General features: G+C 66.4%; 7 protein-coding genes. 4 read left to right on the top strand and 3 right to left on the bottom strand.

Annotation, left to right across the window (positions count from 1 at the left end; all coding sequences use genetic code 11):
• Nucleotides 1–100: 100 nt before the first annotated feature.
• On the bottom strand, nucleotides 101–1,225 hold the full coding sequence (locus ACFPU0_RS20260; protein ID WP_377695069.1) for a methyltransferase: 1,125 nt from the start codon (nucleotides 1,223–1,225) through the stop codon (nucleotides 101–103).
• Nucleotides 1,226–1,309: 84 nt separating this feature from the next.
• Here ACFPU0_RS20260 and ACFPU0_RS20265 point away from each other — a divergent pair, with 84 nt between their 5' ends.
• Complete coding sequence (locus ACFPU0_RS20265) at nucleotides 1,310–2,086, top strand: ferredoxin--NADP reductase (protein ID WP_377695070.1); 777 nt, start codon at nucleotides 1,310–1,312, stop codon at nucleotides 2,084–2,086.
• A 125-nt stretch (nucleotides 2,087–2,211) separates the two neighbouring features.
• On the opposite strand, the gene ACFPU0_RS20270 is transcribed toward ACFPU0_RS20265, so the two are convergent.
• Nucleotides 2,212–2,457, bottom strand: a complete 246-nt coding sequence (locus ACFPU0_RS20270; RefSeq protein ID WP_377695071.1) for a cbb3-type cytochrome c oxidase subunit 3 — start codon at nucleotides 2,455–2,457, stop codon at nucleotides 2,212–2,214.
• Nucleotides 2,450–3,889 (bottom strand): cytochrome-c oxidase, cbb3-type subunit I, encoded by a 1,440-nt coding sequence (ccoN, locus tag ACFPU0_RS20275; RefSeq protein WP_377695072.1) that lies wholly within the window; start codon nucleotides 3,887–3,889, stop codon nucleotides 2,450–2,452. The genes ACFPU0_RS20270 and ccoN overlap by 8 nt, the downstream gene beginning before the upstream one ends.
• A 280-nt stretch (nucleotides 3,890–4,169) precedes the next feature.
• Between ccoN and ACFPU0_RS20280 the strand changes: the two genes are divergently transcribed.
• The 3 genes from ACFPU0_RS20280 to ACFPU0_RS20290 all read left to right on the top strand — a co-directional run bounded on the left by ACFPU0_RS20280 (nucleotide 4,170) and on the right by ACFPU0_RS20290 (nucleotide 8,142).
• The gene (locus ACFPU0_RS20280; RefSeq protein WP_377695073.1) at nucleotides 4,170–5,840 is read left to right on the top strand and encodes a nitrite/sulfite reductase; all 1,671 of its coding nucleotides are present in this window, start codon (nucleotides 4,170–4,172) and stop codon (nucleotides 5,838–5,840) included.
• Nucleotides 5,837–6,313: a DUF934 domain-containing protein gene (locus tag ACFPU0_RS20285; RefSeq protein ID WP_377695074.1), complete on the top strand. Its 477-nt coding sequence runs from the start codon at nucleotides 5,837–5,839 to the stop codon at nucleotides 6,311–6,313. The genes ACFPU0_RS20280 and ACFPU0_RS20285 overlap by 4 nt, the downstream gene beginning before the upstream one ends.
• A 275-nt stretch (nucleotides 6,314–6,588) precedes the next feature.
• Entirely contained in the window at nucleotides 6,589–8,142 is a 1,554-nt protein-coding gene (locus tag ACFPU0_RS20290; protein WP_377695075.1) for a TerC family protein, read from the top strand.
• The last annotated feature ends 534 nt before the right edge of the window (nucleotides 8,143–8,676 follow it).

Raw genomic sequence — 8,676 nt, forward strand, 5'->3', positions numbered from 1 at the left:
GGGGAGAGGGCTGCCGCGCCTCGCTCGGTTTTTTGAGGGGCAGCTGCGCTGCCCTTGGCGAATGAATTCGCCCCTACAAGGTTTCCTGCAAGCCGCTGCGTTATTTGCTCGCCTTCAACACCACGAACTTCGGCGTCGCCGCCACCTGCTCCACACCCCGGAACAGGCGCTTGAGCTTGGCGTGGTAGCCCAGGTGGCGGTTGCCCACTATCCACAGCTCGCCGCCCCTCGTCAGCGCCTCTCTCGATTGCACGAACATGCGCCAGGCGAGGAAGTCGCCCACCACCTGCTGCTGGTGGAAGGGCGGGTTGCACAGCACCAGGTCCAGTGAATCCGCCGGCTGCTCGGCCAGGCCGTCGCCGGCACGGATATCCACGGGGCGCTCGCCCAGCGCTGCGTGCCAGTTCTCCAGGGCCGACTGCACCGCCATGTAGGACTCGTCCACCAGGGTCAGCTGCGCCTGCGGGTTGGCCAGGGCATAGGCGATGCCCAGCACGCCGTTGCCGCAACCCAGGTCCGCCGCGCGGACGTCCGCCAGGCTGCGCGGCAGGTGCGGGAGGAAGGCGCGGGTGCCGATATCCAGGCCTTCGCGGCAGAACACATTGGCGTGGTTGACCAGGCTCAGGCGCGGCTGCTCCAGCTGGTAGCGGGTGGGGTAGGGCGAGGCCACGGCCGGTTTGTCCACAGGCGTGGCGATCAGCAGGCGCGCCTTCTTCACCGCCAGGGACGGCTGCATCGGGCCGATGTACTTCGCCAGCAGGTCGCCTGCGGCGTGGGGCAGGTGCTTGACCATGCCGGCGGCGACCACAGTGGCGCCGGGGGCGAGTCGGCCCTGCAGGCGGATCAGCTGTTCTTCCAGCAGCGCCAGGGTCTTGGGCACGCGGATCAGCACGCGGTCGAAGGGCCCTTCGGCCACTTCGCTGGCGGGCACGAAGCGCACGGCGGCGGGGGCCAGGGCGTTGCGCGCCAGGTTGCGTTGCAGGCCCAGGCAGCCCAGGTGCGAGTCGCCGCTGCTGGTGACCTGCGCATGGGGGGCGAGGCTGGCGGCCAGGGCGCCGAAGCTGTCGTTCAGCACCAGGACGCGGGTCTCGGCGGTGACGCCCTGCTCGTGCAGGTGGTTGAGCAGGTATTCGTCGGCGGCGTCGAAGGCCTGCAGCGGGTCGTCCTGCTGTTCGGGCTGGCGAACGAGGTCGAGCTGGGCGAAAGGCGTAGCGAATATAGGCATAAGAACCGGCGGTGTTTCTGAAGGCCGCTTTGCGAGACACTGGGGCGGTCTTCGAAGCGAATCGAAAATGGATGGGAGCGGAGTATGACCGCCAGCGAAGAGAAGTTCACCCGTCAGACCCTGCTGGATGTGCAGACCCTGACCCCCAGCCTGTTCACCCTGCGCACCACCCGCGATGCGGGCTTTCGCTTCCGCGCCGGGCAGTTCGCCCGCCTGGGGGTGACCAAGGCTGATGGCAGTACCGTCTGGCGCGCCTATTCCATGGTCTCCGCGCCCTACGACGAGCACCTGGAGTTCTTCTCCATCGTGGTGCCGGGGGGCGAATTCACCAGTGAGCTGTCACGTCTCAAAGAGGGCGACACGCTGATGGTGGACAAGCAGGCCTTCGGTTTCCTCACCCTTGACCGCTTCGCCGATGGCCGCGACCTCTGGCTGCTGGCCACCGGCACGGGACTGGCACCCTTCCTGTCGATCCTCCAGGAGCTGGAGGTCTGGGAACGTTTCGAGCGCATCATCCTGGTGTACAGCGTGCGTCACGCCGCCGAGCTGGCCTACCAGCCACTGATCCATTCGCTGAAGGACCTGGAATACCTCGAGGGTGCGGCGGAAAAGCTCACCTACATCCCCGTGGTGACCCGCGAGGAAGTACCCGGCGCGCTGCACGGGCGCATCACCACCCTGATCGGGAACGGCGAACTGGAGCGCGCCGCCGGCCTGGAACTGACCCCCGAACATTCCCGGGTGATGCTCTGCGGCAACCCGCAGATGATCGACGACACCCGCGCGGTGCTGAAGACCCGCGACATGCACCTGAGCCTGAGCCGCCGGCCGGGGCAGGTGGCGGTGGAAAACTACTGGTAGGTTTGTGGCGGGTGAATCTGTTGTAGGGGCGAATTCATTCGCCAAGCAGGCCGAAGGCCTGCCCTTCAAGATTGCAGGGGGCAGCGTTGCTGCCCTTGGCGAATGAATTCGCCCCTACAGAGGGTTCAGGCCTCCAGGTCGACGCGGCTCGCACAACTCCCATCACACCGCCCCGGGCAGCTGCACCCCGTACTGCTGCGCCCGGTGGCGCGCTCCATGCGCCGGGCCACGGGTTCGTCATCGGCGAAGGGCAGCATGGTGGCTTCGTCCAGCTGGCGCTGGCTCCTGCCGCCCAGGCTGGCCTGGGTGGCGAGGTAGAAGAAAGACACCGCGCCGAGGCCGAGCAGGACGAAGGCGCTTTCGCTATCCATGCTGGGCGACCGCCTGCGGCACTGCCTCGGTGGTGCGGGCATCGCCCACGCGCACCGTGCGCCAGGTATTCCACGCCATCAGCAGCATGCCGGTGACGAAGAAGACGCCGCCGACCAGGCGCACCACGAAGCCCGGATGACTGGCCTCCAGCGCCTCGACGAAGGAGTAGGTCAGGGTGCCGTCCTCGTTCACCGCACGCCACATCAGGCCCTGGGTTATGCCGTTGACCCACATGGAGGCGATGTAGAGCACGGTGCCGATGGTGGCCAGCCAGAAGTGCGCATTGATCAGGCCGAGGCTGTGCATCTGCGTGCGGCCGTAGAGCCGGGGGATCAGGTGGTAGAGCGAGCCGATGGTGATCATCGCCACCCAGCCGAGCGCCCCGGCGTGCACGTGGCCGATGGTCCAGTCGGTGTAGTGGGAGAGGGCGTTGACGGTCTTGATCGCCATCATCGGCCCCTCGAAGGTGCTCATGCCGTAGAAGGCCAGGGACACCACCAGAAAGCGCAGGATCGGGTCGTCGCGCAGCTTATGCCAGGCGCCGGAGAGGGTCATCATGCCGTTGATCATGCCGCCCCAGCTCGGGGCCAGCAGGATGATCGACATCACCATGCCGAGGGACTGGGCCCAGTCCGGCAGGGCGGTGTAGTGCAGGTGGTGCGGGCCGGCCCAGATGTACAGGGTGATCAGCGCCCAGAAGTGCACGATGGACAGCCGGTAGGAATACACCGGGCGCCCGGCCTGCTTGGGGATGAAGTAGTACATCATGCCGAGGAAGCCGGTGGTCAGAAAGAAGCCCACCGCGTTGTGGCCGTACCACCACTGCACCATGGCGTCGGTGGCGCCGGAGTAGACCGAGTAGGACTTGAACCAGCTCACCGGGATGGCCAGGTGGTTGACCACGTGGAGCATGGCGGTAACGACGATGAAGGCGCCGAAGAACCAGTTGCCCACATAGATGTGCCGGGTCTTGCGCTTGACGATGGTGCCGAAGAACACCACCGCGTAGGCGACCCAGATGATGCCCATCCACACCGCGCCGGTGAACTCCACCTCGGCGTATTCCTTGGTGGTGGTCAGGCCCTGGGGCAGGGTGACCAGCAGGATCACCACCAGGGCCTGCCAGCCCCAGAAGGTGAAGGCGGCAAGCCCGCCACCATAGAGCCGCGCCTGGCAGGTGCGCTGTACCGTGTAGTAGCTGGTGGCGAACAGGGCGCTGCCGCCGAAGGCGAAGATCACCAGATTGGTATGCAGCGGGCGCAGGCGGCCGAAGCTGGTCCAGGGCAGGTCGAGGTTCATCGCCGGCCAGACGAGCTGGGCGGCGATGAACACACCCATGCCCATGCCGACGATGCCCCAGGCGATGGTCATCAGGGCGAATTGGCGAACCACCTTGTAGTCGTAGGTCGGTTCCGGGAGTGCGGTGTTCATGTGCGGGCCTTTCGGTTGGGAAGACTGAGCGGTTGCCATTCTGGAAAGGTCGCTGCAAAGGAAACAGACTCAGATCGTGGGACTTTTTAGAGCTCAGATTGGTTGGGACGTCACCCGGGTAGGAGCGAGCTCTGCTCGCGAATGAGGCCGTTTCGCGAGCAGAGCTCGCTCCTACCCGGCAATCGGATCTGATACGGTTTTTCGTGTCGGATCTGCCGCTGTTTATTCGCGGTGCCGCTGACCATAGTGAAGGCCCCCGCACGCCTTGCTGGAGCCTTCGATGTACCACTACGACGACTACGACCGCGCCCTGGTGCAGGAGCGCGTGGCGCAATTCCGCGACCAGGTGGCGCGGCGCATCAATGGTGAACTGTCGGAGGAAGAGTTCCTGCCGCTGCGCCTGCAGAACGGCCTCTACCTGCAGAAGCACGCCTATATGCTGCGGGTGGCGATTCCCTACGGCACCCTGTCGTCGAACCAGCTGCGCTGCCTGGCGTGGATCGCCCGCGAGCACGACCGCGGCTACGGCCACTTCACCACCCGGCAGAACATCCAGTTCAACTGGATCGAACTGGCCGAAGTGCCGGACATCCTCCAGCGACTGGCCGAGGTGGAGATGCATGCCATCCAGACCTCCGGCAACTGCGTGCGCAATATCACCACCGAAGCCTTCGCCGGGGTGGCCGCCGACGAACTGCTGGACCCGCGCCCGCTGGCCGAGATCCTGCGTCAGTGGTCCACCATCAATCCGGAATTCCTCTTCCTGCCGCGCAAGTTCAAGATCGCCCTGTGCGCCGCCGAAGAGGACCGCGCCGCCGTGCAGATGCACGACATCGGCCTCTACCTCTACCGCGACGAAACCGGCGAGATGCGCCTGCGGGTGCTGGTGGGCGGCGGCCTGGGGCGTACGCCGATCCTCGGCCAGCAGATCCGCGATGGCCTGCACTGGCGCGACCTCCTGTCCTATGTCGAGGCCATCCTGCGGGTCTACAACCGCCACGGCCGGCGCGACAACAAGTACAAGGCGCGGATCAAGATCCTGGTCAAGGCGCTCGGCATCGAGGCCTTCTCCCGCGAGGTGGAAGCCGAGTGGCAGCACCTCAAGGGCGGCCCCGCGGAGCTCACCGAAGCCGAATACCAGCGGGTGGCCGCCAACTTCGACGCACCGTCCTACGCGCGCCTGGACGACGCCGACCTGGGTTTCGGCAGCCACCTCGCCCGCGATCCCGAGTTCGCCCGCTGGTGCGCGCGCAACCTGCAGCCGCACAAGGTGCCGGGCTATGCCGCCGTGGTGCTGTCCACCAAGCCGGGGCCCGATGCGCCACCCGGCGACGTGACCGCGGCGCAGATGGAGGCGGTGGCGGACTGGGCCGAGCGCTTCGGCTTCGGCGAGATCCGCATCGCCCACGAGCAGAACCTGGTGCTGCCCGATGTGCGCAAGGCCGACCTGCACCCACTCTGGCTGCTGGCACGCGAGCAGGGCCTGGCAACCGCCAATATCGGCTTGCTCACCGATATCATCGCCTGCCCCGGTGGCGACTACTGCTCCCTGGCCAATGCCAAGTCCATCCCCATCGCCCAGGCGATCCAGGCGCGCTTCCCCGACCCGGCGGCGCTGCAGGAGCTGGGCGAGCTGAGCCTGAACATCTCCGGCTGCATGAACGCCTGCGGCCACCACCATATCGGCAATATCGGCATCCTCGGCGTCGACAAGGGCGGCAGCGAGTGGTACCAGATCACCCTGGGCGGCGCCCAGGGCATGGACAGCGAGCTGGGCAAGGTGATCGGCCCATCCTTCAGTGCCGAGGAAGTGCCGGATGTGATCGAGAAGGTGGTGGAGACCTTCCGCACCTACCGCGAACCGGATGAACGCTTCGTCGACACGGTGCGGCGCATCGGCCTGGAGCCCTTCAAGGAGCGGGTCTACGCCAAGGCGGAGGTGCCGGCATGAACAACCTGATCAAGCTCGTGGACGGCCAGGCTCGCCTGGTGGACGACCCATGGACCCTGGTGCGCGCGGCGCAGGAGCCCTTGCCTGCCGGGCCGCTGATCCTGCCGCTGGCGCTCTGGCAGGGGCGCGATGGCGGCGACGGCCTGCTGCTGCAGCCGGATGACGAGGTCGAGGCTCTGGCACCCCTGCTCGACGGCGTGCCCCTGATCGCCGTCGACTTCCCCAGCTTCCGCGACGGCCGTGGTTACAGCCAGGCCTACCTGCTGCGCACCCGCCTGGGCTGGCGCGGCGAGCTGCGGGCGGTGGGCGACGTACTGCGCGACCAGCTCAGCCATATGCGCCAGTGCGGCTTCGATGCCTTTGCCGTGCGCGAGGACAAGTCCGCCGAGGATGCGCTCAAGGGATTGGCAGGCGTGAGCGTGCTCTATGGACGTTCCGTGATAGAGCCGAGGCCGCTGTTCCGTAGGCGCTAGGAGATTTCATACATCATTGGTAAAGATTTCCGGCTTAAAGCTGGCGATTTTCTGACCTAGCATTCGCAGTCCGTTTATCCGAACCGGAACCCAATGGACAGCGATTGTTGCAAGCCGCCCCCTGCATCCCAGGGAGCGGCCCCCCATCTCACCGGCGCCTTGGTGCGCCATTTCGAAGCGCAGCGCCCCGCTGCAATCTCCCCGCGCATGTCGATGCAACGCCAGCAGGCGTGGTTCGCACCTGCCCGTGAAAATCTACCGAGAGCCTGACCGCCATGGAATGGATCCTTGACCCTACGGCCTGGCTGGGCCTGCTGACCCTGATCGTCCTCGAGATCGTCCTGGGTATCGACAACCTGGTGTTCATCGCCATTCTGGCGGACAAGCTGCCGCCCCATCAGCGCGACCGCGCGCGATTGATCGGCCTGTCCCTGGCGCTGGTGATGCGCCTGGGCCTGCTGGCCAGCATCTCCTGGCTGGTGACCCTGACGGAGCCGCTGTTCGAGCTGTTCGGCAAGAGCTTCTCCGGCCGTGACCTGATCATGCTGTTCGGCGGCGTGTTCCTGCTGTTCAAGGCCACCATGGAACTGCACGAGCGCCTGGAGGGCCGGGTGCACAGCCAGGCCGGCAGCCGCACCTATGCCCTGTTCTGGCCGGTGGTGGCGCAAATCGTGGTGCTGGACGCGGTGTTCTCCCTGGATGCGGTGATCACCGCCGTCGGCATGGTCGAGCACCTGGAAGTGATGATGATCGCCGTGGTCGTCTCCATCGGCCTGATGATCATCGCCAGCAAGCCGCTGACCGCCTTCGTCAACGCCCATCCGACGGTGATCATGTTGTGCCTGGGCTTTCTGATGATGATCGGCTTCAGCCTGACCGCCGAGGGCCTGGGCTTCCATATCCCGAAAGGCTACCTGTACGCCGCCATCGGCTTCTCCCTGCTGATCGAGGCCGCCAACCAGCTGGTGCGCTGGCGCCGCAAGCGCCAGCTGCAGGGCGACCGCGACCTGCGCGAGCGTACCGCCCACGCGGTGCTGCGCCTGTTGGGCGGGCGCGGCGTGGAGGCCGAGGAAGTGGGCGAGGAGATCGCCGACCTGCTCGACGGCAGCGACGCCGGCAAGGTGCCCTTCGACCGCCGCGAGCGGATCATGATCAGCGGCGTGCTGGGGCTGGCCGAGCGCCCCATCCGCACACTGATGACCCACCGCAGCGAGGTGGAGCGCATCGACCTGGACGAGCCGCGCGAGGCCATCCGCGACGCCCTGTTGCGCTCGCCCCACTCGCGCCTGGTGGTGATCCGCGCTGGCGACGTCGACGAGCCGCTGGGGTACCTGCACAAGAAGGAGCTGCTGCGCGAGCTGCTGCAGGGCCAGGCCCCGGATATCGAGCAACTGCTGCGAATTCCGCCGAACCTGCCGGAAAGCGCCTCGGTGCTGGGCGCCCTGGAAGAGATGCGCAAGGCTTCCACCCACGTGGCCTTCGTGGTCAACGAGTTCGGCGGCTTCGAGGGCCTGTTGACCATGACTGACATTCTCGAATCCATCGCCGGTGAATTGCCCGATGCCAGCGAGGTGGACGGCCTGGATATCGAACCCTGCGAGGACGGCTGGAAGGTCAGCGGCGCGGTGAACCTGAGCCTGCTGGGCGAGCGCGTCGGCTTTACCGCCAGGCCCGGCGAGGACTATCAGACCCTGGCGGGCCTGGCGATGAGCCTGCTGGACCGCCTGCCGGTGACGGGGGATCGCCTCGAATTCGCCGGCTGGCAGCTGCAGGTGATCGAGGTGAAGGAGCGGCGGGTGAACCGGCTGCTGATGAAGCCCTTGTCGTAAATCGGAGGTCGGAGACGAAACCTATAGGGGCGAATTCATTGGCTATGTCTGCGTTAAGTGTTGCTAGAACCGCCCGGGCCCAGCTGATTATCGAGCGGTCGGTGAGTCTCTGTTTCGCCTCCCGGCGAGTCCCTTTCTCAAACGTCGGGATGCCGCACCACAGAAAGGAACCAAAACGCTTGCCCCTGCATCCGCCCCGGCTTCGCCGGGTGACCAGCCTTCGGCTGTTACTGCGTTTCCCTCGCTCCATCGTTGCTCCGGGGGCCCGGCGTGAGGGGCCATCCATGGCCCCGCACGCCTCTCGCGGCATCCATGCCGCTCGGTCCCCTGCGCAACGATTCCGCTCGGCCTCCTGACGGGGCGGAGGCGCCGCCCCACCGCTGCGGCACAGGTTCAGACAATGAGCAGGCATCAGGATTGCCGCGCCCGCTCAGGCGCGAGTCACCCCTCTCCACTTCAGGGGTGAAGAGGCACGCTTTCGGAAGCACCGCTTCCGGTGCCGATGAACGCCTGAGCGCGAAGCGATCAGGCAGG

It is taken from the genome of Pseudomonas sp. GCM10022186 (assembly GCF_042656385.1).
Lineage (GTDB): Bacteria > Pseudomonadota > Gammaproteobacteria > Pseudomonadales > Pseudomonadaceae > Metapseudomonas.

What these genes read in the sequence shown, in the direction of transcription:
- ACFPU0_RS20260 (WP_377695069.1), bottom strand. Translation starts at nt 1,225, where the DNA reads ATGCCTATATTCGCTACGCCTTTCGCCCAGCTCGACCTCGTTCGCCAG.
- ACFPU0_RS20265 (WP_377695070.1), top strand. Translation starts at nt 1,310, where the DNA reads ATGACCGCCAGCGAAGAGAAGTTCACCCGTCAGACCCTGCTGGATGTG.
- ACFPU0_RS20270 (WP_377695071.1), bottom strand. Translation starts at nt 2,457, where the DNA reads ATGGATAGCGAAAGCGCCTTCGTCCTGCTCGGCCTCGGCGCGGTGTCT.
- ccoN (WP_377695072.1), bottom strand. Translation starts at nt 3,889, where the DNA reads ATGAACACCGCACTCCCGGAACCGACCTACGACTACAAGGTGGTTCGC.
- ACFPU0_RS20280 (WP_377695073.1), top strand. Translation starts at nt 4,170, where the DNA reads ATGTACCACTACGACGACTACGACCGCGCCCTGGTGCAGGAGCGCGTG.
- ACFPU0_RS20285 (WP_377695074.1), top strand. Translation starts at nt 5,837, where the DNA reads ATGAACAACCTGATCAAGCTCGTGGACGGCCAGGCTCGCCTGGTGGAC.
- ACFPU0_RS20290 (WP_377695075.1), top strand. Translation starts at nt 6,589, where the DNA reads ATGGAATGGATCCTTGACCCTACGGCCTGGCTGGGCCTGCTGACCCTG.